This is a genomic window from Croceitalea marina, from assembly GCF_042684265.1.
GTDB lineage: Bacteria > Bacteroidota > Bacteroidia > Flavobacteriales > Flavobacteriaceae > Croceitalea > Croceitalea marina.
In genome coordinates, this window is the sequence record NZ_JBHULB010000079.1 from 63,522 (window position 1) to 89,318 (window position 25,797).

Sequence of the window (25,797 nt, forward strand, 5' to 3'; positions counted from 1 at the left end):
AACTTGTAAGTCCTATTGACACAGGATTGCAAAGTTCTGTATAGCTAACAAACCAATCATCATGATAGAAATTAAAGATCTTCACAAATCCTATAAAATGGGGAGTAATTCCCTTCATGTTTTAAAAGGAATCAATTTTTCAGTAGAAGATGGCGAATTGGTCGCTATCATGGGATCCTCGGGTTCTGGAAAATCAACCTTGCTAAATATTCTTGGAATGCTAGATGAAGCGGATGAAGGAGAATATACCCTTGATAATGTTCCTATCAAAAACTTAAGTGAAACCAAAGCTGCTCAATACCGCAATAAGTTTTTAGGCTTTGTTTTTCAATCGTTCAATCTTATTAATTATAAGAGTGCAATGGAGAATGTAGCACTTCCTTTATACTATCAAAGGGTTGCTCGAAAAGAACGCACAGAAAAGGCGCTACAATATCTAGAAAGAGTAGGATTAAGGGAATGGGCAACACACTTGCCGAGTGAACTTTCGGGGGGTCAAAAACAACGTGTTGCCATAGCAAGGGCAATGGCGGCCGAACCTAAGGTGCTTTTGGCAGATGAGCCTACTGGAGCTTTGGACAGTACTACTTCGTATGAAGTGATGGATTTAATTCAAAAAATCAATGATGAGGGTAATACCATATTGGTAGTTACGCATGAAGAAGATATTGCCCATATGTGCAAACGTATTGTACATCTAAAAGATGGGGTTATAGTAGAAGATAAAAAAGTGAAACAAGTTAGAGCAGCGGAGTATGTTCAGTAGAGATACTTGGAAAGAAATATTTGAAACTATTCGCAAGAATAAACTGCGAACCTTTTTAACGGGGTTTACAGTGGCGTTGGGTATTTTTATCTATGTGGTGCTGTTCGGAATGGGCAATGGTTTAAAAAACACCTTTGCAAAGTTTTTTAATGATGATGCCCAAAATGTCTTTTTTGTATTCCCCGGTAGAACAACAGTTCCTTTTAAGGGATATAAAGCGAATAGAAGAATAGAATTCGAAAACGATGATCTAGTAGATATAGCCGAAAATTTCCCTATGTTCTTAGAGTACATAACACCTCGTATATCTAGAGGAGCATCGGTGACTTATAAAGAAGAATCTGATAATTATACTACAAGAGCAGTGGCCCCTGCACATCTTTTTGCGGAAAAAACCATAATTATGAAAGGGCGCTATTTGAATGAGACCGATATTATTCAAAAAACGAAGTATGCCGTTATTGGAAGGCTTGTAGAACAAGACCTTTTTAAAGGAGAGGAATCAATAGGGAAGTTTATAGATGTTAGTGGTAGTGTCTTTAAAGTTATCGGTGTTTTTCAAGATGATGGTGGCGATAACGAAGAACGTAATATTTATATTCCATATACTACAAGACAACTTATAGAAAAGAATAACGATAAAATAGACCAGATTATATTGGCTTTTAAGCCAGAAATTGGATATGCGGGGGCGATGGCTTTTGAAGGGAAACTTGATAAATTCATCCGAAATAAAAAGATTATTAGCCCAAGCGACCCTAATGGTATTTTTATAAGAAACGTGGCTGATCAGTTTAAACAGAACCAGCAATTCGCAGGGGTTTTGCAGACCATAATTTCAATAATTGCTTTTGCCGTAATCATCTCTGGTATGATTGGTATTGGCAACATCATGGTGTTCATGGTAAAAGAACGTACTAAGGAAATTGGTATTCGTAAAGCTTTAGGAGCTACCCCAAGAAGGGTAACCAATGGAGTTATTTTTGAAGCCATATTTATTACCACGATTTCTGGATTTGTTGGATTGCTGATTGGGATTTTTGTATTGAGGTCAATAGGGGGTAAAACTTTGGAAGATGACTATTTCATTACCAACCCAGAGATTAATATCACTAATGCCATTTTTGTAACCATACTATTAATAGTTTTTGGAGCAGCTGCAGGATATCTTCCTGCAAGAAGAGCAGCTAAAATTAAACCTATAGTAGCTTTAAGAGACGAGTAAAATGAAACAACTATTCGACGGAAATACTTGGCAAGAAATTTTTCAGTCTATTCGAAAGAATAAATTGCGGACTTTCTTAACTATGATAGGGGTTTTTGTAGGAATCTATATTTATATTGGCTTGTCAGGGGCTTCAAAAGGTTTGGATAACGGTTTTGAGCGTCAGTTTGAGACTATAGCAAAAAATAGCCTATTTGCTTGGGGGCAACGAACAAGTATACCTTATGCAGGTTTTAAAACGGGGCGTCAAATACAACTAAAATTAGGAGACGTTGAAGTGCTCTATAATAGAGTTCCAGAAATTGAAACAATCGCCCCGCGTAATGTTAAAGGCATCTTTGGTTCTAATCCTGGCATTATTACAAGAGGGTTGAAGTCTGGAAATTATGCCGTATATGGCGATTTTCCTGATTTTGCAGATATAGCCACAAAGAAAATCTATGATGGGGGTCGTTTTATCAATGATGAAGACATTGAGCAAGCAAGAAAAGTATGTGTAATAGGTGAGCGTACGCAAAAGGAATTGTTTGAAGAAGATGAAGACCCTATAGGAGGTTATATTAGAATCGATAACATCTATTTTCAGGTAGTTGGCGTGCACAAGTTTACTCCGGGTGGCGGTTTCGAAAGTGATAGCGATATCTACATACCCTTTGCTACATTTAAAAAATTATATAATACGGGAGATAATGTTTCTTGGCTTACCATTGCTGCTTATGATGATGCAGATGTTGTGAAGGTCGAGGAAGATATCAAAGCTACTTTACGAAGTATACACAATGTAAGCCCAAAAGATGAAAGAGCTTTCGGTTCTTTTAACCTTGGTGAAATTTTTAATAAGATTATGGGCTTTTCTAGTGGTATGACCTTCTTATCATTAATAGTAGGCATTGCTTGTATTCTTGCAGGGGTTATCGGTATTGGTAACATTTTATTGATCTCCGTTAAAGAGCGCACCAAAGAATTAGGGGTTAGACGCGCATTGGGTGCGACCCCTTCTGAAGTGCGTAATCAAATTATTATTGAAGCACTAACACTAACCCTATTAGCAGGTATTATAGGTATCATATTTGGCGCATTAACGCTTAAAATAATTGATACCTTGACCAAAGGTGGAGACTTCCCCTATGCTAATCCAACGGTGCCAATACCATATGTGATAGGGTCACTTTTATTAATGGTCGTTCTCGGTGTGCTAATAGGATTAATTCCGGCTCAAAGAGCTGTAAGCATAAGACCAATAGATGCTCTAAGAGAAGAATAACTAAATAACAACTATAAAACTAAATTGACATAAAATGAAGAAAATTTTAAAATGGGTAGGACTTGGGGTATTGATACTCGGTGCTTTATGGGCTGCAGCTTTTTTTGTGAAGTCCAATGGTAAGTCTGCTATTGAATACGAAACCCACAATCCTTTTATATCCAGTATCGAGAAGAAAACTGTTGCTACCGGAAAGGTCATACCTGAAGACGAAGTTGAGATAAAACCTCAAATTTCGGGTATCATAGACAAAATTTATTTAGAAGAAGGTGTTACGGTAAAAGCAGGTGATTTAATCGCCGTAATTAAAGTAGTTCCTAATGAGCAAGCCTTAAATCAGGCTAATGGCCGTGTAAGAAATGCCGAACTGGCCTTAAATAACGCTAAAATCGAATATGACAGAAACAAAACGCTTTTTGATAAAGGGGTGATTTCGAGTCAAGATTTTAATAATTTGGCTTTAACCTATAATCAGGCACAGCAAGAGGTTAAAAATGCTCGAGCAGATTATCAGATCATTAGACGGGGTTCAGCAGGTGGGTCATCTAGTGCTAATACAAACATTAGAGCTACAGTGGATGGAACCATTTTAGAAATACCAGTCGAGGAAGGTGATCAGGTAATACAAAGTAATAACTTCAACGATGGTACTACTATTGCATCAATAGCAGATTTGAGTAAAATGATTTTTGAAGGTAAAGTCGATGAAGGTGAAGTAGGGAAGTTGGAAGTTGGAATGCCTTTAGAGATAAGTTTAGGCGCAATTAGTGATAAGAAATTTGACGCGAACCTTAAGTTTATTGCACCAAAAGGAGTTGAAGAAGCTGGTGCGGTACAGTTTAAGATAGAAGGTGATGTAAAAGTTGACGAAAGTGTAATGATACGTGCCGGTTACAGTGCCAATGCCTCTTTAATTCTTGAGAAAAAGGATAGTATTTTGGTTATTCCTGAAGCGTTACTTCAATTCGATAAATCTACCAATAAACCTTATGTGGAAATTGCGACTGGAGAGCAGCAATTTGAGCGTAGAGACATAGAAATAGGAATTTCAGATGGGGTAAACGTAGAAATTGTTTCTGGCCTTGAAAAAGACGATAAGGTTAAACAATGGAATAAAACAGAGCCTATTAAAAAAGGTTTAGAGGAAGATGAGGAAGAGGACTCTGAAGAAACTGCCGAATAACCAATTTACAAACCGAAAAATCAAAAAACGAATGAGACATACGTTAACCTTACTACTAATCATAGGATCTTTATTTTCCGTTAACGGACAAATGAAGAAATGGACACTTGAAGAGTGTGTTACATATGCTGTTGACAATAACCTTACTATTGAACAGTTTGAATTGGATTTAGAAAACGCCAAAATTGATAAATCGGATGCAATCGGAGGATTCTTGCCAGATTTTAATGCAAATAGTAATATTTCAGAAAGATCAGGTTTAGTGGTTGATCCTAATAGTAATAGTAATGTTTCTGGAACTATATTCTCAGTTTCACCAAGTTTATCATCAAACATTACTTTGTTTGATGGATTAAGAAATGTTAAAAGGCTTCAAAGGGCTAAATTAAATACAATAGCAAATCAATACCGATTGGATGATTTAAAAGATGATATCCGCTTAAATGTAGCCAATGCCTATTTACAAGTTTTATCAAGTAAAGAGCAATTAAAAGTGTTTAAAGCTCAATATGCAGTGACGGAACAAGATTTAAAACGCACCAAAGAACTAGTAGAATCCGGGGTGTCACCAAGGGGCGATTTATTGGAAATTGAGGCGACAGCTGCAAATCAAGAACAACAGATTGTAAATGGTGAAAGCTTGGTTTTAATCTCTAGGGTAAACCTTGCGCAGTTATTACAGATTACGGATTATGAAAACTTTGATATTGCTGATGAGAGTTTTGCAGTACCACCCTCTGACATTTTAAATAATTCTGCCAAAGTGATTTTTGACAAAGCTCTTGGTTTTAGAAATGATATAAAATTTTCTGAAGCTACTGTAGACTTGGCAAAAAAAGATTTAGAAATTGCTAAAGGCGCAAATTATCCAACTTTAGGGGCTTTCTTTAGGTATAACACTTTTTATAGTAATCAATTTCAAGTAGTCAGAGACCCTCAAACAGGTCAGCCAATAATAAATCCTAACACAATGTTACCAGAATTTTTTAGGGAAGAATTTATTGATCAACTTTGGTTAAATGATGGCATTTCTTACGGCTTTCAATTGAATGTTCCAATTTTTAACGGATGGAGCACGAAAAATGGAGTCAAAAGATCAAAAATTTCTTTAGAGAGAGCAGAACTGCAATTCGAGCAAGATAAATTAGCACTAGAGGCTACCGTTCAGCAAGCCTATGTAGATGTCGGTACCTTTGAAAAGGCATATGAAGCTGCTTCAAAGACTCTGGAGGCACGTAGACTGGCTTATGATTATGCGAAAGAGCGTTTTGATGTTGGTTTGATGAACTCTTTTGATTTTAGCCAAGCACAGGCAAGAGTTGATAATGCAGAAGCAGATTTGATAAGAACTAAATATGATTATATTTTTAGACTGAAAATACTAGAGTTCTATTTCGGTCTTCCAATTTCATTGAACTAAGGGTTATCTTTGCGGTCGTTATGGCCAAAATAATAAACTTAGAAACCGCAACTACGAATTGCTCAGTGAGCATTTCCGTAGATGGTAAGCTAGTTAGCGTTAAAGAGGAAAATACGCCTAATTATTCGCATTCAGAGCAATTACACATATTCATAAAAGAAGCCTTAGAGGAGGCTTCTTTTTCATTTTCAGATATCGATGCTATTGCAGTAAGTAAAGGCCCAGGCTCATACACAGGATTAAGAATTGGAGTGTCTGCGGCAAAAGGCCTATGTTTTTCACTGGACTTGCCGTTAATTTCTGTTCCAACTTTAGAAAGTATGGCAAACCAACTTCATATTGAGCCAAATGAGATTGTCATTCCGGTTTTGGATGCGCGAAGAATGGAGGTCTACTCTTGTGTTTTTGATGATGCATATCATGAAATTAGAGAGACCAAGGCCGAGATTATTGATGAAAATTCATTTGCCCATTACTCAGGCTTTAAGAAAGTTCATATTATTGGGAGCGGGGCTGAAAAATGTCAAGAAGTTCTGAGTCATTCAAATTTTCAATTTTATAAAGAAGCCTTTCCCTCATCTAGAGAAATGGCAAAATTGGCACAAAAAAAATTCAAAGCAAACGACTTTGAAGATGTCGCCTACTTCGAACCTTATTATTTAAAGGACTTTATCCTTCAAACAAAGAAAAAATAGTTTTACTTAATACTATGCATAACACGTTGAGGAAATGGAATTTCAATTCCGGCTTCGTCAAAACGTAATTTAGATTCTTCGTGAACATAGAATTTGGCCTGCCAAAAATCCTCATTCTTTGCCCAAAATCGTAAGGACAGATTAACTGAACTATCCCCCAGGGAACCAACATAAACTTCAGGAGCAGGCTCGGTTAATATGGAATCATTATCGGCGCATATTTGTAGTAAAATCTCTTTGGCTGTTTTTATATTAGAACCATAGCCAATGCCTACGGTATAGTTTTCCCGTCTTATGGGTTCTGCATTATAGTTTATGACATTTCCGTTAGAAAGCTGTCCGTTCGGCACTATGGCCAATTGATTTCCAAAGGTGGTAAGCTTGGTATTGAAAATAGAAATTTCTTTTACGGTGCCATCTACCCCTTGTGCAGAAATAAAATCGCCCACTTTAAAAGGTTTGAACAACAATATTAAAACGCCACCGGCGAAATTGGCCAAAGATCCTTGAAGTGCCAACCCAATTGCCAGCCCTGCGGCACCCAACATCGCGACCAAAGAGGAGGTTTTTACCCCTAGTTGGGTTACCACAAGTACAAATAGTACAATCTTTAAGGTGATGCTGATAAAACTCTGTAAAAATGTCTCTAAGGTTTGGTCGTAGTCTTTCTTTTCAAAAAACTTTCGAACCATCCGGTTTAAAAATTTCACAACCCAAAGACCAACTATTAGCAATAAAATGGCCAAGACTAAATTGGGGAGTAACTTCCATATCCAATCTATGGCATTGTCTAAATGGGCCTGTAAATCTGTTAATTCTTTCATAGTGTTTTTATTGTTATCAAGACAACCTAAGAAAATGAGAAAATCAAGTCAAAAAAATAAGTCTAAACTTTGGTTAATGTTTCAAACGATTTTAAAGTTGTTTTAACACTTCTTCCGCACTTTGTACCGGCAACTTACAGGTTCCTTCAATACATACATAAATCAAGGTTTCTCCTTCACTATACCTGTTCTCGAGCAGTTCTATGGGCCCTTCTTCAGGCGAACCTACCAAAATACTATTGGGCAGGTAGTTCTGGGCTATTTCTCTACCAATACTTTTGTAGTCATCGCCTACAATCGCTATTTCATAAAAGTTTTGCTGCTTGTAAAGCACTAAATGCAACCAATTGGAATAGCTCTGTGCATTTTGATCAAAATTACCCTGTACATTTTTAAGCATTTCGTTCGCTAAATCGCCATAGCCTTTATCCATATAGACTTTATGAAGCTTTAAAAGGTTTTTGCCCATAATAGAATTGGATGCAGAGATAACATTGTCATTGGTTTCTATGCTTCTTCTAATTAGTGAATCGTCTTCATCAGAAGTAAAATAAAACAACTTACTATCCGTGTCTTGAAAATGAACAATGGTATAATCTGTAAGTTGTTGGGCCTCTTTTAGCCATTTAATATCAAAAGTGACTTCATAAAGTGAAATGTATGCTTCTATTACCGAAGCGTAATCTTCTAAAAACCCATTAATGTTACTCTTTCCTTTTTTGTGGTTTCTATAAAGTCCCCCGTCTGCTTTTTTCATTTTGGTTTGAATGAAAGTGGCATTTTTGAGTGCTAACTCTAAATAGCTTTTATCACCAAGATAACGATAGGCATCTACCAAACCTTGAAGCATTAACCCGTTCCATGAGGTTAAAATCTTGTCATCTAATCGTGGTTTTTCACGTTTAGTACGTTCTTGTTTTAAAATGCCTAAACTGTTATCAATTTTTTCTTTAAGTGCAGTAACAGAAATATTGTGTTTTTCGGCAATATCCTTATCGGATTTATCTCGTATCAAAACATAATTTTCTTCCCACTGGCCATATGAATTGATGTTGAAATAGTCTTTAAAGATTTCAAAATCGGCCTTTAATATGGTTTGGAGTTCTTCTGCCGTCCAAACATAGTAGGCACCTTCTTCCAAATCATTGTTTTCGTCTAAACTGTCAGCATCTAAAGACGAATAAAACCCGCCATTTTCATCGGCTAATTCTTCTAGTGCAAAGGCGATGCTTTCTTCGGCAGTTTTCTTATAGAGATCATTTTTTGTTACTGCATAGGCTTTTGAATACAAGCTGATCAATTGTCCATTGTCATAGAGCATTTTTTCAAAATGAGGAACATGCCATTTGGTATCAACGGAATAACGTGAAAAGCCTCCGCCTACATGGTCAAAAATACCGCCATAGGCCATTCTGGTGAGTGTGGTATTCACATATTCGAGAATCTTTTCATCTTTTTGTGAAGTGCCATAATGCAACAAGAAATCAATATTATTGGGCATCATGAACTTAGGCGCTCTTTTATACCCCCCTAAAAAGGTGTCAAAATAAGTTGCCCAATTCTCTACTGCGCTACTAAGCTGTTCGAGTGAGTAAGAAACGGTTTCTTCTTTGTTTTCAACAAGATTTATAGCTTTTATGCCTCTTTCTAGATCATCTGCATAACCCAATATTTTATCAGGATTTGTTTTGTACAGTTCTATGAGCTGTTCTAATGATTTTACCCAATTATGCTTTGGTAGATAAGTTGCGCCCCAAAATGGCCTTCCATCCGGTAGTGCTACGATATTGAGTGGCCAACCTCCGTTACCCGTCATCATTTGAATAGCGTCCATATATATCTGGTCTACATCTGGTCGTTCTTCTCTATCAATCTTTATATTAATGAAATTTTCGTTCATCATTTTTGCAACCTCCTCATCTTCAAAGCATTCATGTTCCATTACATGGCACCAGTGACAGGCGGCATACCCAATACTAATCAATAAAGGCTTGTTTTCTTCTGCAGCTCTTTTTAATACCTCTGGATGCCAAGCTTCCCAATTTACCGGGTTGTGCGCATGTTGAAGCAAATATGGACTAGTCTCATTGATTAGGGCATTGGTATATTTATGACTCATTTCTTCTTTTTTTTTGGCGCACCCGTTCAATAAAAATGAAACAACTAAAACTATAAGAGAAACTCTTTGCATACTCACTTTTTGACATAAAAAAAGCGCCCAAATACGGACGCTATTAATTTTTAAGACCGATTACTTTACTTCGAAAGTAATTTTGACATTAACACGATAGTCATCAATTTTACCATCATTTACCGTCGCGCTTTGTTCGTTTAAATAAACCGAGCGAATATTTTTTACAGATTTGGATGCCTGCGCTACAGCTTTTGCCGTGGCATCTTCCCAACCTTTGTCAGAATTCGCTAAAACTTCTATTACTTTTAAAATTGCCATAGTTAATGTTTTTTAATTTTCCTCAATTTAATAAATAAAAGAGAAGAACCTGCTTAAAGAAAACTAAAAATCATCCATTTAGGGCAACTACTTCGTTTACCTTATCGCCCATCATGTTTTTTAACATGGTTTCGATGCCATTTTTAAGGGTGAATGTTGATGACGGGCAACCACTACAGGCTCCTTGAAGTATTACGTTTACGGTTTTACTTTCTTCCTCATAAGATTGAAAAAGAATATTGCCTCCGTCACTTGCTACGGCAGGTTTTACATACTCCTCTAGAATATCTATAATTTGCTGTGAGGTATTGTCATAAGTTGTTTTCGCCGTTGTTTCCGATGTTTTGTCGGCTTCTTTTGCCAAAGCCCCTTCTGAAACTACCTCTTTATTGTCAGCAAGGTACTCACGGATAAATTCGCGAAGTTCCATAGATATTTCATTCCAATCGGCTACTTCATATTTGGTAATCGAAACATAATTTTTATCTATAAAAACTTCTTTTACATAGGGAAAGTGAAAAAGCTGTTTGGCCAACTCTGAATCTTTTGCCTCGTCTATATTTTTGAATTCAAAAATTGCCGGTACGATTACCTTGTTGGCAACATACTTCATAACTGCAGGGTTTGGCGTAACCTCTGCGTATACCGTTACCGCTGCTTTTTTAGAGGTCTCTTCTTCTAGAACAACGGGTTCGCCAGCGTTTAGGTATTCTGCCAATTGCTGCGCTACTTCATCTTTCACATCGTTCCATTCTACAATGTCAAAACGCTCCATGGCTATAAAATTCCCAGAAATGTATACGGTTTTTATAAAAGGTAGATAAAAGAGCTGCTGTGCCAAAGGAGAATTTTTAGCCTCATCTATATTTTTAAACTCATAATTCTGCTTTACTAAAAAATGATTGGCCTCAAACTTTAAAATTGCAGGGTTATTCGTTTCGATTACTGTAATATTGTATTCTTTCATTGCAAAAATTTGAACAAAAGTACAAAGTAAAAACCACGCAGAAAATATATAATAATGTGGTTTTAATAGCGTTATTTATATGATTAATCATCTAGCAACAGAACACTTAGCCCCAAACAATTTATGAAACGTCTGCTACTGCTCATACTTTTTACGTTATTTTTTTGCTCTAAATCGTGGTCTCAAGAAGGTATTCCTGTGTACTTCGATTACCTATCTGATAATTATTATTTGGTATATCCTTCAATGGCGGGTATTGGCGAGGGTGGAAAAATACGGCTTACGGCACGCAAGCAATGGTTTGATGTTGAGAACGCACCGAGCCTGCAAACTTTTAATGCAAATTTTAGGGTAGGTCAGAACAGTGGAATAGGGGGCATTCTTTTTAATGATGCCAATGGTTTTCATTCTCAGTCAGGTTTTAAAGCGACCTATGCCCATCATTTACAGTTGGGCGGAGATTTTAGAACATTAAATCAGTTGTCTTTTGGTTTGAGCGGAACAATATTGCTTAGTAGTTTAGATGAAACCGAATTTAGGTCTGTGAATCCGGACCCGGCAGTTAGAGGGGTCAAAACAACTGCAAGTTATTATAACGTAGACTTAGGAATGTCGTATAATTATTTTGAGTTTTACGCTCATTTTGCTGTGCAAAATGTGCTTGCATCTCAACGAAATTTGTATCGAATAGGTAGGGCAGACCCTGACAATGTACCCGTTATCGATAATCTGAGAAGATACCTGATATCTGCAGGTTACGTATTCGGAAAAGGAAGAACCAGGCTTGAGCCTTCAGTGCTTTTTCAACTTACCGAATTCACAGAAGAAAAAACGGTAGATATCAATGCGAAGGCGTATAGAGATATAGGTGACGACACCGTAATTTGGGGTGGTCTCTCTTACAGGAGGAGTTTTGACGGCGCTCAGTTTATTCAGAACGGAACTTTTCGAGAACAGCGTTTGCAGTTATTTACACCGATTGTAGGGGTGAACTATAAAAACTTCATGTTCTCTTATAACTATTCTTATCAATCGGGCGATATACGATTTGATAGTGGCGGTTTTCATCAGATTACACTTGGCTATGATATAGGTCAGAGTAATGAAAAACGTTACGATTGTTACTGCCCGGCTGCTAACAACTAAAAAAGCCCATCTTTTAAGATAGGCCTTTTGATTAATTGTAAGCTGCTTACTTCTTATCCCATTTGTAATTTTTCTTGGCGGCTTGAGTTTTAATGGCTCTTAAAAGAGCACTTTCAAGCTCACCCTTTTCTTCTTTCTGATTTTTAGCGATATAAGCTTCTCGTTTTTTATTCAATTCTTGAATTTCACTTTGAATCTTAGCACGTTCTACTTTTTTATCATCAATGTATTTTTCGATTTCTTTTACCGATTTTGCCTGTAGTTCTTTCGGCAAATCTTCTTTTCTAAGTTCAGATACCCTAAATTCTTCGTCTTCGGCGGCATCGACTAAATCCCAACTAGAATTATTGTAAAGTTTTGAACTCTTGCTAACCGCTCTTTTTAGGGCCACGCTTTCATTCATTTCATAGGCGTTTACATCTTGCTCTGCCTGTACTGCCATTTTTCTTGCTCCTGCATAACCATAACTAACATACGTTTTGTTCAGTTTCGAGTTTAATTGGATGATTATATCATCATATGGTGTAGCAACGTGTACTACCTGACGATTATGGTCTATTGCCATATATTCACCTCCGGTTAACTCGGCGCCATTTTTCCATTTGCTGCCTACGCCTTGATCGTAGTTTCCACAAAATATGGTATTAACAATAACGTCTTTTTCTTTAGCCTGTGAAGTGGCATCTTTATAATCAAGCCTACCTTGTGTAAAAGGTTCATTACCGGCAATAAATATCATTTTAAGGTCATCTGCGTTCTTGCCCCAATCCAATTGTTTTAATGAATTGTTTATTACCTGCCCACAAAATTCTTCTCCACCATTAGTGGTAAGCGAGAACAGTTTTTCTGATATCTCATCTAAATCACTACTAAAACCGATTACCTGTCTGATATATCCTTCTCGTGCCGAAATGTCATCATTACCATATTCGTACAAGGCGATTTGTAAACTTGGTCTCGCTTCATTGCCACATTTGGCATATGTAAACTCGTTTACGATGTCCCAAAGTTGTGCTTTTGCTTGATTTATAAGTCCGTCCATGCTATTACTTGTATCTAAAAGCAATGCTATTTTTACATACTGTTTTGCAGGTTTCTCATCTTCGGCAGGTATGACTTGGGCTATCAAAGGCTTATTTTTTGTATTCTCAACTTTTAAATTGCAACCATATATCGTGCTCATCGACAGGGCAAAAAACCCTATGGCTAATGTGTGATTTAGTTTTTTCATTATGCTTTATTTTTTAATTTCTGTAGTAAAACTAGACCCGTAATAGGTAAAGAAAAATCTAGAATGAGTAAACGCGACTTTTTAATGCGTGAGTTGGCTCATTAGTTTCGTAAAGTGCTTTTTTAGGCCTTGTTTTATAGGGTTTTAAAGGATTTGGCATTTTTTTAAGCCATTGAAATCAACTAAGTTTACCTTGATTATTTAAAAATGTTCAAGAAGACTTATATCATATTATTTTTAGTGCTAACCGCGACCAGTGTACTTGCACAGGTGCAACAACGCGCCAACGCTACTTTTGAATTAAAAGGAACCGTTAGGGGTAAAGAAGACTTCACACCAATATCTGGCGTACAAGTATCTACGGATAAAGGAAGTTATGCGACCACAAATGCACTAGGTGAATTTAAGATTAAAGCTGGTATCGGAGATTTACTGATTTTTGAAAGCACTGAGTTTGAAACAGTGCGCCACCGTATCACTTCTGATGAAGACATCAGTGTTCAGGTTGAAGATTATACATCAAATTCTAAAAGCACTTTGCAGGGTTCGAGGTCCGGCCCTAATTATACTTCATATTTAGATTCTGCTGAACATTATAAAAAAATTGATATTGAAAAAAGTATTGATTTTGTAGCACAGTCCATTTCAGCTTTGGGTAATAATCCAAATAAAACTGCACTTGCTAAATCGCTACGTTCCCTTGGTGAAATCTACATGTATCATAAACAATATGACTTGGCGATTACCAACTTTAAAGATGCTCAAAAAGCGCAGAAAAATACCAAGACATCCTTAGGTCTGGCCGAGGCTTACATTAAAACAGGTGAATTCGAGAAAGCAAACGAGGTGTTGCAACCCCTATTGAAAATTCGCAAGATGGTTCCGTACCAACGTATTCAATTGTACGAAGAGTTAGGCGATAGCCATAAAGGTTTCGGGGAAACCAGTAAGGCCTTGGAGTTTTATCAAGAGGGCTTAAAAATTGCCCAGAAGAATCAGGTTTCTCCGAAGGTTACGGATTTAAATTCTAAAATTGCCGATACGTATGCTATGGCCAATCGCGAGATTGAGGCAGAAGGGTATTTTAATAATTCATTGAAACTCTCAAAACAGGAAACGCCGGCCAGAGCCATTCAAGAGAACGAAAAAGTAGCTGACTTCTACAACAGATCAAATCGGTACGGAGATGAGATTCAGCTTCGGAAGAAAAGTCTGAATGAGTTGCGGCAGTTGCCTAAAAAGGCCGTAGCAAAAAATAAAGGTCTTGTAGACGCCGATTCTATAACCTCGCAACGTATCAACTATAAAATAGCCAATGCTTATATCGCGCAAGAGAAATTAGATGAGGCAATACCTTATTTAGAGAAAAGTATTGTTGAAGCAGATAGTGAAGATGATTTAATAGTTCAAAAAGATGCAACTAGAAAGTTATCCGAGGTTTTCGAATTTAAAGGCGATTTTGCCAAAGCATATAACACCTACCAAAATTATGTCGCTTTGGTAGATACCCTATATATAAGAAAAGAACAAGAGATAGCGCGCGCAGCAAGGCTCAACCGTGAAATTGCGATAAAACAAAACCGTATTTCAAGCTTAGAACAAGAGCGAGAACTCTCGCAAAGCAAATACAGCCTTGCCTTGACCGAACAGCAATTGTTCGAAGAGAACAACAAAAGACAAAAGTGGATTATCTATTCCCTTTTGCTAGGTATGCTGCTCTTTGCTTTAGCGGCATTCTTTTATTACCGAAGTAACAGGCAGCAGAAATTAGCAAACAACTTGCTGGCCTTAAAATCGTTACGATCTCAAATGAATCCGCATTTTATTTTTAATGCCCTAAACTCGGTCAATAATTATATCGCCAAGAGTGATGAGCGAAATGCAAATCGATTTTTAAGTGATTTTTCGGTATTGATGCGTACCGTTTTAGAGAATTCAGAAGAAGATTTTATTCCTCTGGCAAAAGAGTTAGAGTTGTTAGAGCTCTATGTAAAGCTAGAGCATTCACGTTTTCCTGATAAATTCGATTATGAGGTCAATATTGAAAAAGATATTGATATAAATTCTTTTGATATTCCACCAATGCTATTGCAACCTTATATTGAAAATGCTATTTGGCATGGATTGCGATATAAAGAAGAAAAAGGATTTTTAAAAATCAATGTCGCACAATTGACCAATGAATTGCTTCAAATAGAAATTTTAGATAACGGTATCGGTAGAAAAAAATCGGCAGCTTTGAAGACCGAAAATCAGAAAAAGCAAAAGTCGAAAGGCATGGGAAATATTAGAAAACGTATTGCCATTTTAAACGATATGTATAAGAATAAGGTAGCGGTATCGATTTCTGATTTACAAGAAGATAAAACAGGTACAAAAGTAATCTTAAAGCTTAAAAAAGACTAATGCAACTTAAAGCGATTATTGTAGAAGACGAGGCGAATAGTAGAGAAATTCTAAGGAATTACCTAAGTAAGTACTGTAAAAATGTACAACTTCAAGGAGAGGCTGCAACCATAAAAGAAGGCCTTGAATTAATAGAACTCCATAAACCTGATTTGGTTTTTTTGGATGTTGAAATGCCTTTTGGTAATGCTTTTGATTTACTAGATCAAGTTCCCGATAGAACTTTTGAGACGGTTTTTGTCACGGCGTATAATCAATATGCGATGGATGCATTGAACAATCATGCGGCATATTACTTGATGAAGCCCATTAATATTGATGAGCTGGTCAAGGCAGTTGATTATGTTGTTGAAATAAAGGAAAGAGAGAATGCACTTGAGGGCAAGGTGCTCCAAACCAAACTAAAAAAAGCCGAAGGAAAGATTACCTTGCCGCAACAAGATGGTTTTCAGGTTTTAGATGTAAACGATATCTTCTTTTGTAAGGCTGATGATAATTATACGGAGATTTATTTACAGGAAAAACGGATTGTTGTCAGTAAGACTTTAAAATATTTCGAGGAAGCCCTCAAAGAATTCTCGTTTGCAAGAATTCATAAATCGTATTTGGTAAACGTAAATGAAGTTCAGAAATATAAAAAAGGCAAGGGCGGGAGCGTTATTTTGTCAAATGGAAAAGAACTATCAGTGTCGGCCTCAAAGAAATCAGAATTACTTTCCTATTTTAAATAAAATATCGAGTTATGCTAATTAAAACTGTAAATGGTAAGTCACCGGAAATAGGAGAAGATTGTTTTATTGCCGAAAATGCGACCATTGTTGGCGAGGTTACAATGGGCAAACAATGCAGCGTTTGGTTTAATGCAGTGTTAAGAGGAGATGTACACTTCATAAAGATCGGGAACAAGGTAAATATTCAAGACGGTGCCGTAATCCATTGCACCTATAAAAAAGCACCTACGGTTATAGGCAATAATGTCTCTATTGGCCATAATGCTATTGTACATGGCTGTACAATTAAGGATAATGTATTGGTAGGCATGGGTGCTATTATCATGGATGATTGTGTTGTAGAGTCTAATGCTATAATTGCGGCTGGAGCGGTTGTTACAAAAGGAACCCATGTACCTTCAGGGGCTATTTTTGCCGGAATGCCCGCCAAAAAAATTAAAGATGTCAGTCCAGAATTAAGTTCCGGTGAAATCGACAGAATAGCGAATGCTTATGTTATGTATTCTGGTTGGTTTAAAGAGGATAATTGAAAGTGAAAATCCTAAGAATATTCACTGAATAGAAATAAGATAAATCCTTATTTTTGCCCAACTTAAGAGAATACTATGAAAGCATATATTTTTCCGGGGCAAGGTGCCCAATTTGTGGGTATGGGTTTAGATTTATATGAAAATCATGCTATCGCTCAAGAACTTTTTGAGCAAGCGAACGATATCTTAGGTTTTTCTATTACAGATATTATGTTTGAGGGAACACCGGAAGATTTAAAACAGACCAAAGTAACACAACCTGCTATTTTCTTACACTCGGTGATACTTAGCAAAGTAATGGGAGCGAATTTTAAGCCAGATATGGTTGCCGGGCACTCTTTGGGCGAATTTTCTGCTTTAGTCGCTAATGGAACTTTGAATTTTGAAGATGGGCTAAAGCTGGTTTCTCAACGAGCCTTGGCAATGCAAAAGGCCTGCGAGGTACAGGAAAGTACAATGGCGGCCGTATTGGGTTTAGAAGATGAAGTAGTAGAAAAGATATGTGCTGAAGTTCAGGGGATTGTGGTACCTGCGAATTATAACTGCCCAGGCCAATTGGTTATTTCAGGTGAAGTTGAAGCAGTTAATTTGGCATGTGAAAAATTAAAAGAGGCCGGAGCTAGAAGGGCCCTTCTATTGCCTGTTGGTGGCGCTTTTCATTCACCACTAATGGAGCCCGCTAGAGAAGAATTGGCAGCTGCAATTGACAGCACAAATTTTAGTGAGCCTTCTTGTCCGATTTACCAAAATGTGACTGCAACAGGTGTAACGGTGTCTAAAGAAGTGAAGGAAAATTTGATTGCCCAATTGACCGCTCCGGTAAAATGGACACAAAGTGTTCGTAATATGGTCGCAGACCGTGCAAGTAGCTTTGTTGAAGTGGGGCCAGGAAAAGTACTTCAAGGCTTGGTAAGAAAGATTGCTAGTGATGTTGAGACCAGTTCCGGTGCGATAGAATAATCATGTTATTCGTTAATTTATGTAGTTGGTCTAACAAAGCTGAATTTAATCTTTAAAGCAAAAAAAAGCGGTATTTTTTTAGTAATATTGAGGTTCTCATTATCCAAACAAAATAATAGTATTTTTCTGACAATCAAGAAAATAACAATGTTCAACGCTACTCAAAAAAGTGCAGTGACTAACTTTATAAAACTGTTATGCTTTGCTTGCTTGCTGTTGTTCTGCAATGGTCTTATAGCACAAGCTACAATTTCTGTAGAAGTTTTGGATGGGGATGTTCAAGAGCAGGGGTCCAATCCGGGAAGTTTCCGAATTTTTGAAACTACTGGTTTAACTGCTGGAGTCGATGTAACGGTTAATTATACTATTACAGGTACAGCTGCTTCAACGGACGATTATACAGCTCTTTCAGGTTCAGCAATCATACTTACTGGTAGTAATGATGTCATCGTCGATGTAAACGGAATTGTCGATGATCCCTTTATCGAGGGAAACGAAACAATAACTATAACCTTAAATAGTGTTAGCCCTTTAGTTCCAATAAATGGTGCCGCCAATACGGCCACAATAACAATTGTGGATAATGATTCCGCGGGAATAGATATCAATACCACAACCGGAACAACAACAGAAGGTGGTGGTACAACAGATTTTATCTTTACCTTAAGAAGTCAGCCTATAGCAGATGTAACTATTCCGATAGAACAATATGATAATACGGAAACATCCGGCCCGGCAAACCTTGTAATCACACCCGCAGAATGGGATACTGGAGTTACTTTAACTATTACTGGTATTGATGATGCCATAGTAGATGGTAATGTGGTAGATGATATACGAACAGGAAACCCAAGTTCAGCTGATCCAAATTATAACAGTTTAGGAAATAATGATGTGCCAGATTTAGAGGTCACCAATTTAGACGATGACCAGCAAATTAGTATCGGTAATCGTATAGCTTTTGAAGGGGATGTTGGTACGACAACTTTTGTTTTTACAGTCAGTGTTGATGGAGGTGGAAATGCAGATGGAGATATCGATTTCGACTATAATACGGTGGATGTAACCGCAACTGCTGGAGATGATTACGTTGCGGTAAGTGGCGCTAGTGGTACTATTAATGATGGGGAAAATAGTACAACTATTTCCATAACCGTTCTTGATGATACGGTGGTTGAACCCAATGAAGATTTTCGAGTAATTATCAGTAATGCTGTTAATGCTAATATCACCGATGATATAGGTCTAGGGAGAATACTTAACAATGACGGTGATACCATTGGTATTGATAATGTAAACCAAGCAGAGGGTAATACGGGTACCACAGATTTTATTTTTACGATAAGTCTAGATGGTGCAGGTACTGCCGCTAACGCGATAGCTTTTGATGTAGCGACCGAAACGACATCTACCACTGCCACCCCTGGTGTTGATTATGTGGCGATAATAGGAGGTAGCGGCTCCATAGCCGCAGGTGCGTCAAGTACTACGGTAACGATTTCTGTTACTGGGGATTCTGATGAAGAGGCTAATGAAACTTTTAGGGTTCGTATTACAAATGCCACGAATGCCACAATATCCGATGCTGTGGGGGTAGGGACGATAACAAATGACGATAATACCATCTCGTTGGACTCTGGAGTTACTTTAGACGAAGGTGACTCAGGTTCGACAGCTTTCGTATTTACCCTAAATCGCACAGGTAATTTAACAAATACCTCGACTGTTGATTATACCGTTGCCGGAAGTGGAACTTCGCTTACAGGCGGTTCTGACTTTGTTGGTGGCGTTTCTCCAAGTGGAACAGTACCATTTGCAGCTAACGAAGCAAGTACGACGGTAACCATTGAAGTAAATGGGGATACAGATTTTGAACCGGATGAAACCTTTACCATAGCCTTAAGTAATCCCAGCGCTGGATCTTCAATTGGAACGGCAAGTGCGGTAGGAACCATTACCAATGATGATAGCCCTACGGTTAGCATTGTAAATACTTCCAATGGTTCAGAAAATGGAGCTGGAGCGGTAACCAACGGAATTCTGACGATTTCTCAGACAAATGCTACAACTACTGATACTGATATAGTTTTTAATATAACGGGCACAGCGGCAGCTGGAGTTGATTACACGGCATTTGGCAATACTGCAACTATTACGGCTGGGGATTTTTCTACCGATGTTACCATTCCCGTTTTAGAAGATGCTATTGTCGAAGGCAATGAAACCGTTACGATAACCTTAACCGGAATTACCTCCGGAGATGTGGTTTTAGATCCTATTCCCGTAAATCGAACGGCCACCAATACCATATTGGACGATGATAGGGCCGAGGTGACAATTGCAGATATTAGCTTTCCTGAGGATGGTGGTCCAGGTAGTATTAATATAAGTCTAGATAATGCTGTTGTAGGTGGCTTTAGGGTTGAGGTCTCTACTGCAGATGGCACGGCAACTACTGCCAATAATGACTATGCTGCAATAACGAACCAAGCCTTAAACTTCTCTGGAACCGCAAATGAGATTCGAACGGTTACTTTTGCACCTCAGGCAGATGGTACGATAGAAGGTGATGAGAATTTAACAATTTCAATGGCAAACTTAACGGGAACTACGCTTAGCGTAGACATATCCGATACAGCTACCATTACAATTCTTGATGATGATGCTTGTGCCGCCGGAAATACGGCGCCAGCTTTGGATGCAGCAGAGGAAACTGCTTTTTGCGATACTTTTAATAAAGATTTAGACGATTATACGATAAGTACACCACCTGTAAATGCAGTGCTAAGGTGGAGTGAAACCAACACCGACCTTGCGAATAGCGCTACACATTTATCATCTAGTGTTATAAATACTGCTGGCACCTATTTCGGCTTCTTTTTTGACGAGGTGAATAATTGCGCAAGTCCTGCTTTACAAATAACAATAAGTGCAAGTACAACTCCTTCTCCGGGTACACCGGCAAATGCTGCTGCTTGCAGTATTCCTGCCAACGGAATATCTGTCATAGATCTAGATGATCAATTAACCGATGCGGATGCTGGTGGCTGGTCTTTAGTAAGTGCTCCCGCAGGCAGTTCAACGACTATAAATGCTGGTAATGAGGTAAATTTTGCAGGTCAACCAGATGGTACTTATACTTTCAGATATACCACTACAGGGGCGATCGCCCCGTGTGCCGATCAAATTTCTGAAGTTACCATTACCGTATCACAATGTATTTTGCCTTGTAATGCGGGTAGTATTGCCCCTACTTTGGATACCTCGCAACCGATTGACTTTTGTGACAGTATCAATGTTGATTTAAATGATTATGTAACCAATACAGCTCCTGCAGGAAGTACCTTAACTTGGAGTACAAACTCTGATCCATTACAAGAAAGTGCCCATAGAAGTAGTGTTGTGAACGCACCAGGTACCTATTATGGATTTTTCTATGACGATACGAACAATTGCGCTAGTCCCACACTTGAGATTCCGCTTACCATAAATATTACCCCAACTATCGACAGTTCTGTTGGTGGTGTTCGTTGTGAAGAGGGTACTTTGACCTTAACGGCTTCTAGCAATCAAACCGGAGCTTCGTTAAATTGGTACAACGTGCCGACAGGCGGTGCAATTTTAGGTACAGGAAGCACTTTTGTAACTCCAAATATTACTGCTACCACTTCATTTTTTGTAGAGGCGACGTCTAATGGATGTACTTCTGCCAGAACAGAAGTTATAGCGACAATAAACAACCAACCCTCTGCTGGCACTCCAACAAGTACAACTGCTTGCAATGCTTCTGGTAATGGGGGCGATACAACAGTAGATTTAGATTTCACGCTTAGTGGGCAGGATGCCGGTAACTGGACTTTTTCAAGTGGCCCCGCAGGTGCAACACCAGTAATTGGCACCGATAATATCGTAGATTTTATTGGTTTGCCTGTTGGAGATTATATTTTTACCTATACTACAAATACCGCTGCAGCCCCATGTACAAATGTTTCTATAGATGTGACCGTAACCGTTCTTGAATGTGATTTTGATGCCGATAGCGATGGTTTATCGGACAATGAAGAAGGAGTGCTTGGTACGGACCCTAACAATCCAGATACCGATGGTGATGGCGTTGAGGATGGGCAAGAAGTAAATACAGACGGAACCGATCCTTTGGATGATTGTAGTTCGGTAGGAGGAACGCCTTTAGGAACCAGTGATTGTGATAATGACGGGCTAACGACCGATGAGGAAACTGATTTGGGTACGGACCCTAATAACGCAGATACGGACGGGGATGGACTTACAGATGGGGAGGAAGTTCTAATAGTTGATGATGCCTCTACTGTCGCAGTGCCAGAAAGTGCGACCGATCCTTTAGATCCATGCGATCCGTTTTTAACACCTGATTGTAATCCTGAACCGATAGATTTATTGATAGAAAAAATTGTTGATAATGACAGACCCCTCATCGGAGACAACATTACTTTTACGATATCGGTTACCAACTTGACCATGGATAGGGTTATAGATATTACTGTCAGTGATGTGTTGCAAACAGGATTTTTATACGTTTCCGATGCGACTTCAAGTGGTGAATATGACGAAGTAACAGGTGTTTGGACTATCGACGAGTTATTAGCAGAAGAAATAGTCAATTTAGAAATTACGGTTACCGTAGTAGCTTCCGGGTTGTTAGAAAATACCGCTATATTAACCAGTTCTTTTCCATTAGATAACGTTAATGTAGACAATAACGAAGCCACGGTTACAGTGCAGCCAGTGGTGAGTCCTTGTAGTGATTGCGGCACAATTTGTAATATATTCTCGCCAAATCAAGACGGAACAAACGACTTTTTGATACTAAATTGTGCTGGTACCTATCCTAATAACTCTTTGCAGATCTTTGATAGATATGGAAACAACGTATTTGAAGCTGCATCTTATGATAGTACATGGGATGGTACCTATAAAAATGGAGAACTGCCGAAAGGCACTTATTTCTATATTCTTGATTTAGGAGATGGTAGCGAAGTTACTAAAGGATGGATTCAAATAATTCGATAATCTAAGATGTTTATGAACGGTTTTCTAAAATATAAGATTATCATTATTGCGCTTCTATGTGGAGCATCCGCCTTGGCGCAAAGAGAGCCCCAATACACACAGTATATGTATAATATTGGAAGTTTTAATCCAGCATATGTTGGTTCTGTAGAATCTACTGAATTTTCTGCTTTGTATAGGGCTCAATGGATCGACATTCCTGGTGCACCTAAAACGTTAAGATTTGGAGCTAACGTGCCATTATCCAATGAAAAAATGGGAATAGGTTTTAATGTGGTAAGTGATCAAATTGGGCCATCATCTCAAACATATATAGATGTTTCCTATTCGTATCAGGTTAATCTTAGTTCAGATTCTTGGTTGTCTTTTGGTTTAGATGCGGGTGGCTCTTTTCTTAACTTGAATTATTCCGATGGTAATTTTGAGAACCCTTCTGAGCCCATTATAGGAGGAGATAATTTAAATCAGTTCTACCCAATTCTAGGGGGTGGATTGTTCATGTATGGAGAGAATTGGTATACAGGTCTATCTACACCCAACTTTCTAACCCTTGGTATTTATGACGAAGAGTTGGAATCTGTTATAGATAATGACTTGCAGGTCGATTTTATAGCGGGTTATGTTTTTGATATCTCTGATAATACCAAGTTCAAACCTGCGGCACTTATTAATTACATCCCTCAGGGCCCGCTAACGGTAAACTTGTCAGCTAATTTCCTGTTTTTAGATGCTTTTACGCTTGGAGCCTCTTACCGTTTTGATAATGCTGTAAGCGGACTGGCCGGATTTCAGATATCTAACACCCTATTTTTGGGCTATTCATATGATTATAATACTAACGGATTGGGTGATTACACGAATGGCTCGCATGAAGCTATTTTAAAATTTTATCTGGGACGTGAAGGTGGAAATCGCAACAAAAACAAACAGAAAAATAATAAGCTGAAAGGAAAACCAAAACAAGTAGATTCCCCCAGATTTTTTTAACCCCCATTTAGATGAGAACAACGCTAATTTTATTCTTTTTTTCATGTTCACTCTGTTTTGCGCAACAAAAGCAGTCTAAGGGAGATCAGTTCTTTTTTCAATATGCTTATAAGCAAGCTGTAAGAGCATACGAAGCGGATTTGTCGAAAGGTTATTTAAATGCCGAACAATACCTGAATCTTGCGGATTCTTATTATCAAACAGGAAATTTCGAAAAAGCTTCAACGACTTATCTTGATGTTATTTCTGGGGATAACAAGTTAGACTCGATTATGAGCAAGCATCGTTTCAATAAGATGTTGCAAAGCCTTATAAAGGTGGGTAAAACTGCTAAAATCGATAGTTTGTTAAAGAATAATCGTGATGTTTTCTCAAGAGAACTCTTTGAGAACGCCAAGTTCAATAAAGAATTATTGAATACAGTAGGCAATAGTGATTTAAACTACAAGATATTCAATTTAAATAGTAATAGTAATCAAGAAGATTTTTCGCCTGCTTTTTACAATAACAAACTATTGTTTACAAGCGGAAGACCAAAAACTAAAAAACAGAATTTTGCTCCTTCAGGGCAAGCTTATTTGGATATTTTCGGAGGCACTCCAGACGCATCTGGGCAATTGGCGACTGCCACTAAATTTATGGAAATTGAAGATTCAAATTTCCATAAGGCGACCCCATACTTTTCTAATGAACTAAACAGTCTTATCTATGTGTTGTCAAACACTTCGGATGGAGAACTTTTGTTCGATGATAATGGAAAAAATGCGCTGGCCATTGGTATGAAACCCATGAATGGAGCGTTTCGATTTTTGTTAAGGGATTTAAGCACTTCGTTTTATTACCCATTTTATGATGCTAATAGTGGTAAGCTATACTTTTCGGCGAAGTTCGACGATGGTTATGGAGGTACTGATATTTACTTTGTTTACACCAATAATGGACAAATAATGTCTGCCCCGATTAATCTTGGTCCGCGAGTCAATTCCCCCGGTAACGAAATAGCGCCCTATATTTTTGAGAACAGCCTATATTTTTCTTCGGATATCTTTTACGGTTTAGGCGGAATGGATGTGTATAAAACGAACTTTGAATCTGAGGATAGTTTTAGTATCCCTGTGAATTTGGGGAAAGCTATCAATTCTGAAAAAGACGATTTTGGATTCATCATTAGAAATAATGGCGACGGATTGTTAGGCTATTTTTCATCGAACAGAACTGGAGGTAAAGGCAGTGATGATGTTTATGGCTTCTTGGTAGATGAAAAACCAGGGCTAAAAACATTGACAATACGTGGTAAGGTTCAAGAGCCCTACGGCAGTCAAAAGGCGATTGCGAATGTTTCCGTCAAATTATCGAATAATGATGGAAGTATTATTAGTGAGTTGATATCCGATGACGATGGTATGTATCGCTTCGAGATTCCATGGCGAAAAGAGGTCATTTTACAGGCGTCTAAAGAAAGATATTCCCGATATACTAAACAAATGGTTGCGGCAACTGGTGATGACCAAGAAACTATATTTGATGTAGATATAGCCTTGTCTTTATATGATGATTTGGTAGAGGAAAAAGAAGGTCAAACAGTTGTAAAATTGCGCAAGTTCTTTTTCGGAAGAAATAAGACCACGATAACACCTGAAATAGCTATTGAACTGGATAAAGTAGTTGAGGTCGTAAAGTCTTTTCCAAATATTCAACTAAGAATAGAAACACATACCGATAGCAGGGGGGGGAGCAGCACTAACTTTAGACTTACTCAGGCAAGGTCTGATGCTATTAAAAAGTACTTGCAAGCCAATGGAGTTTCTGGCACTAATATTTTATACTCAATCGGCTATGGTGAAGATAAAATCCTTAACAATTGTACCAATGGGGTGTTTTGTTTAGAGATGCTCCACAAACAAAACCAACGTTCTTTAATTGTTGTGTTAAACGATAATGTGCTTTTTGAATAAAATAAA

The 25,797-nt window shown here is 37.9% G+C and carries 19 protein-coding genes; 14 read left to right on the plus strand and 5 right to left on the minus strand.

Going from position 1 to position 25,797, the window contains the following annotated elements; genetic code table 11:
• Positions 1–61 precede the first annotated feature (61 nt).
• From ACFSQJ_RS16180 to tsaB, 6 genes are read left to right on the plus strand one after another with little or no spacing between them, the layout of a single operon-like run.
• Positions 62–766: an ABC transporter ATP-binding protein gene (locus ACFSQJ_RS16180; protein WP_377768004.1), complete on the plus strand. Its 705-nt coding sequence runs from the start codon at positions 62–64 to the stop codon at positions 764–766.
• Positions 756–1,991, plus strand: a complete 1,236-nt coding sequence (locus ACFSQJ_RS16185) for an ABC transporter permease (RefSeq protein WP_377768005.1) — start codon at positions 756–758, stop codon at positions 1,989–1,991. The genes ACFSQJ_RS16180 and ACFSQJ_RS16185 overlap by 11 nt, the downstream gene beginning before the upstream one ends.
• A gap of 1 nt (position 1,992) precedes the next feature.
• Positions 1,993–3,255 carry an ABC transporter permease gene (locus tag ACFSQJ_RS16190; protein ID WP_377768006.1) on the plus strand — a complete coding sequence of 421 codons (1,263 nt, stop codon included), beginning with the start codon at positions 1,993–1,995 and terminating at the stop codon, positions 3,253–3,255.
• 34 nt (positions 3,256–3,289) lie between these two features.
• Positions 3,290–4,438: an efflux RND transporter periplasmic adaptor subunit gene (locus ACFSQJ_RS16195; protein ID WP_377768007.1), complete on the plus strand. Its 1,149-nt coding sequence runs from the start codon at positions 3,290–3,292 to the stop codon at positions 4,436–4,438.
• A gap of 31 nt (positions 4,439–4,469) precedes the next feature.
• Positions 4,470–5,858, plus strand: coding sequence for a TolC family protein (locus ACFSQJ_RS16200; RefSeq protein WP_377768008.1), 1,389 nt, complete (start codon positions 4,470–4,472; stop codon positions 5,856–5,858).
• Between the two features lie 20 nt (positions 5,859–5,878).
• On the plus strand, positions 5,879–6,553 hold the full coding sequence (gene tsaB, locus ACFSQJ_RS16205) for a tRNA (adenosine(37)-N6)-threonylcarbamoyltransferase complex dimerization subunit type 1 TsaB (protein WP_377768009.1): 675 nt from the start codon (positions 5,879–5,881) through the stop codon (positions 6,551–6,553).
• Positions 6,554–6,555: 2 nt separating this feature from the next.
• Here tsaB and ACFSQJ_RS16210 read toward each other — a convergent pair whose 3' ends face one another.
• The 4 genes from ACFSQJ_RS16210 to ACFSQJ_RS16225 form a co-directional block, all read right to left on the minus strand.
• On the minus strand, positions 6,556–7,377 hold the full coding sequence (locus tag ACFSQJ_RS16210) for a mechanosensitive ion channel family protein (protein WP_377768010.1): 822 nt from the start codon (positions 7,375–7,377) through the stop codon (positions 6,556–6,558).
• Positions 7,378–7,468: 91 nt separating this feature from the next.
• Positions 7,469–9,496 carry a thioredoxin domain-containing protein gene (locus ACFSQJ_RS16215; protein WP_377768011.1) on the minus strand — a complete coding sequence of 676 codons (2,028 nt, stop codon included), beginning with the start codon at positions 9,494–9,496 and terminating at the stop codon, positions 7,469–7,471.
• Between the two features lie 132 nt (positions 9,497–9,628).
• Positions 9,629–9,829, minus strand: a complete 201-nt coding sequence (locus ACFSQJ_RS16220; RefSeq protein ID WP_377768012.1) for a dodecin family protein — start codon at positions 9,827–9,829, stop codon at positions 9,629–9,631.
• Positions 9,830–9,899: 70 nt separating this feature from the next.
• Positions 9,900–10,796, minus strand: coding sequence for a NifU family protein (locus tag ACFSQJ_RS16225; RefSeq protein WP_377768013.1), 897 nt, complete (start codon positions 10,794–10,796; stop codon positions 9,900–9,902).
• Between the two features lie 123 nt (positions 10,797–10,919).
• Here ACFSQJ_RS16225 and ACFSQJ_RS16230 point away from each other — a divergent pair, with 123 nt between their 5' ends.
• Positions 10,920–11,942, plus strand: a complete 1,023-nt coding sequence (locus ACFSQJ_RS16230; RefSeq protein WP_377768014.1) for a PorP/SprF family type IX secretion system membrane protein — start codon at positions 10,920–10,922, stop codon at positions 11,940–11,942.
• Positions 11,943–11,988: 46 nt separating this feature from the next.
• Here the strand turns inward: ACFSQJ_RS16230 and ACFSQJ_RS16235 are convergent, their stop codons facing one another.
• Positions 11,989–13,173 carry a VWA domain-containing protein gene (locus ACFSQJ_RS16235; protein ID WP_377768015.1) on the minus strand — a complete coding sequence of 395 codons (1,185 nt, stop codon included), beginning with the start codon at positions 13,171–13,173 and terminating at the stop codon, positions 11,989–11,991.
• A 207-nt stretch (positions 13,174–13,380) separates the two neighbouring features.
• Here ACFSQJ_RS16235 and ACFSQJ_RS16240 point away from each other — a divergent pair, with 207 nt between their 5' ends.
• From ACFSQJ_RS16240 to ACFSQJ_RS16270, 7 genes are all read left to right on the plus strand, one after another.
• Entirely contained in the window at positions 13,381–15,579 is a 2,199-nt protein-coding gene (locus ACFSQJ_RS16240) for a tetratricopeptide repeat-containing sensor histidine kinase (protein WP_377768016.1), read from the plus strand.
• The gene (locus tag ACFSQJ_RS16245) at positions 15,579–16,310 is read left to right on the plus strand and encodes a LytR/AlgR family response regulator transcription factor (protein ID WP_377768017.1); all 732 of its coding nucleotides are present in this window, start codon (positions 15,579–15,581) and stop codon (positions 16,308–16,310) included. The genes ACFSQJ_RS16240 and ACFSQJ_RS16245 overlap by 1 nt, the downstream gene beginning before the upstream one ends.
• Positions 16,311–16,321: 11 nt before the next feature.
• Complete coding sequence (locus ACFSQJ_RS16250) at positions 16,322–16,840, plus strand: gamma carbonic anhydrase family protein (protein ID WP_377768018.1); 519 nt, start codon at positions 16,322–16,324, stop codon at positions 16,838–16,840.
• Positions 16,841–16,915: 75 nt separating this feature from the next.
• The gene (gene fabD / locus ACFSQJ_RS16255; RefSeq protein ID WP_377768019.1) at positions 16,916–17,800 is read left to right on the plus strand and encodes an ACP S-malonyltransferase; all 885 of its coding nucleotides are present in this window, start codon (positions 16,916–16,918) and stop codon (positions 17,798–17,800) included.
• A 147-nt stretch (positions 17,801–17,947) separates the two neighbouring features.
• Positions 17,948–22,849 (plus strand): Calx-beta domain-containing protein, encoded by a 4,902-nt coding sequence (locus ACFSQJ_RS16260; RefSeq protein ID WP_377768020.1) that lies wholly within the window; start codon positions 17,948–17,950, stop codon positions 22,847–22,849.
• Between the two features lie 12 nt (positions 22,850–22,861).
• The gene (locus ACFSQJ_RS16265) at positions 22,862–23,836 is read left to right on the plus strand and encodes a PorP/SprF family type IX secretion system membrane protein (protein WP_377768021.1); all 975 of its coding nucleotides are present in this window, start codon (positions 22,862–22,864) and stop codon (positions 23,834–23,836) included.
• A gap of 11 nt (positions 23,837–23,847) precedes the next feature.
• Positions 23,848–25,791: an OmpA family protein gene (locus ACFSQJ_RS16270; RefSeq protein WP_377768022.1), complete on the plus strand. Its 1,944-nt coding sequence runs from the start codon at positions 23,848–23,850 to the stop codon at positions 25,789–25,791.
• The last annotated feature ends 6 nt before the right edge of the window (positions 25,792–25,797 follow it).

Coding starts and splice junctions, on each gene's coding strand:
- ACFSQJ_RS16240 (WP_377768016.1), top strand. CDS start 13,381: ATGTTCAAGAAGACTTATATCATATTATTTTTAGTGCTAACCGCGACC.
- ACFSQJ_RS16260 (WP_377768020.1), top strand. CDS start 17,948: ATGTTCAACGCTACTCAAAAAAGTGCAGTGACTAACTTTATAAAACTG.
- ACFSQJ_RS16185 (WP_377768005.1), top strand. CDS start 756: ATGTTCAGTAGAGATACTTGGAAAGAAATATTTGAAACTATTCGCAAG.
- ACFSQJ_RS16225 (WP_377768013.1), bottom strand. CDS start 10,796: ATGAAAGAATACAATATTACAGTAATCGAAACGAATAACCCTGCAATT.
- ACFSQJ_RS16195 (WP_377768007.1), top strand. CDS start 3,290: ATGAAGAAAATTTTAAAATGGGTAGGACTTGGGGTATTGATACTCGGT.
- tsaB (WP_377768009.1), top strand. CDS start 5,879: ATGGCCAAAATAATAAACTTAGAAACCGCAACTACGAATTGCTCAGTG.
- ACFSQJ_RS16265 (WP_377768021.1), top strand. CDS start 22,862: ATGAACGGTTTTCTAAAATATAAGATTATCATTATTGCGCTTCTATGT.
- ACFSQJ_RS16235 (WP_377768015.1), bottom strand. CDS start 13,173: ATGAAAAAACTAAATCACACATTAGCCATAGGGTTTTTTGCCCTGTCG.
- ACFSQJ_RS16270 (WP_377768022.1), top strand. CDS start 23,848: ATGAGAACAACGCTAATTTTATTCTTTTTTTCATGTTCACTCTGTTTT.
- ACFSQJ_RS16200 (WP_377768008.1), top strand. CDS start 4,470: ATGAGACATACGTTAACCTTACTACTAATCATAGGATCTTTATTTTCC.
- ACFSQJ_RS16190 (WP_377768006.1), top strand. CDS start 1,993: ATGAAACAACTATTCGACGGAAATACTTGGCAAGAAATTTTTCAGTCT.
- ACFSQJ_RS16220 (WP_377768012.1), bottom strand. CDS start 9,829: ATGGCAATTTTAAAAGTAATAGAAGTTTTAGCGAATTCTGACAAAGGT.
- ACFSQJ_RS16230 (WP_377768014.1), top strand. CDS start 10,920: ATGAAACGTCTGCTACTGCTCATACTTTTTACGTTATTTTTTTGCTCT.
- ACFSQJ_RS16180 (WP_377768004.1), top strand. CDS start 62: ATGATAGAAATTAAAGATCTTCACAAATCCTATAAAATGGGGAGTAAT.
- fabD (WP_377768019.1), top strand. CDS start 16,916: ATGAAAGCATATATTTTTCCGGGGCAAGGTGCCCAATTTGTGGGTATG.
- ACFSQJ_RS16250 (WP_377768018.1), top strand. CDS start 16,322: ATGCTAATTAAAACTGTAAATGGTAAGTCACCGGAAATAGGAGAAGAT.
- ACFSQJ_RS16245 (WP_377768017.1), top strand. CDS start 15,579: ATGCAACTTAAAGCGATTATTGTAGAAGACGAGGCGAATAGTAGAGAA.
- ACFSQJ_RS16215 (WP_377768011.1), bottom strand. CDS start 9,496: ATGAGTCATAAATATACCAATGCCCTAATCAATGAGACTAGTCCATAT.
- ACFSQJ_RS16210 (WP_377768010.1), bottom strand. CDS start 7,377: ATGAAAGAATTAACAGATTTACAGGCCCATTTAGACAATGCCATAGAT.